At 48.0% G+C, this 688-nt stretch carries 2 rRNA genes; both read right to left on the bottom strand.

The features are described from left to right. Window positions 1-29: 29 nt before the first annotated feature. A 5S ribosomal RNA gene (gene rrf, locus ACFOWA_RS20595) occupies window positions 30-141 on the bottom strand. 129 nt (window positions 142-270) lie between these two features. After that, window positions 271-688 (bottom strand): 23S ribosomal RNA (locus ACFOWA_RS20590); the annotation flags it as partial.

Genomic DNA, 688 nt, shown 5'->3' with positions numbered 1-688 from the left:
TATTTAAGAGCCTTTTGGGGGCTTTTAAGATTTGGCACCGACCTACTCTCCCACGTGTTACCGCAGTACCATCGGCTCTGGTGGGCTTAACTTCTCTGTTCGGAATGGGAAGAGGTGGACACCACCGATATAGGCACCTAAATATTTTATAAAGGTAGAAGGTAGAGGGTTTTAAGGTGGGGGGTAAACCCTAAACCTTAAGCCTTTCGCCTTAAACCTTAAACATTATTGAAAGAAGTTAAGTTTTGAAGAACAAACAACAGTCTGTTTGCTTTGAAAGCTTCGGATGATTAGTATTACTCGACTGTGATGTCACCACCTTTACATCTGTAACCTATCAACGTAGTAGTCTTCTACGGTCCTATATGGAATTCTCATCTCGTGGCTAGTTTCGCACTTAGATGCTTTCAGCGCTTATCTATTCCCAGCGTAGCTACTCTGCAATGCCCCTGGCGGAACAACAGATTCACTAGAGGCTAGTCCAACCCGGTCCTCTCGTACTAAGGTCAGCCCCACTCAAAATTCCTACGCCCACAACAGATAGGGACCGAACTGTCTCGCGACGTTCTGAACCCAGCTCGCGTGCCACTTTAATCGGCGAACAGCCGAACCCTTGGGACCTTCTCCAGCCCCAGGATGTGACGAGCCGACATCGAGGTGCCAAACCTCCCCGTCGATATGAGCTCTT

The organism is Pedobacter lithocola (assembly GCF_042650845.1).
Taxonomy (GTDB): domain Bacteria; phylum Bacteroidota; class Bacteroidia; order Sphingobacteriales; family Sphingobacteriaceae; genus Pedobacter; species Pedobacter lithocola.
Note: the sequence above shows the minus strand (reverse complement) of the source record. Positions and strands in the feature narration are given on the sequence as shown.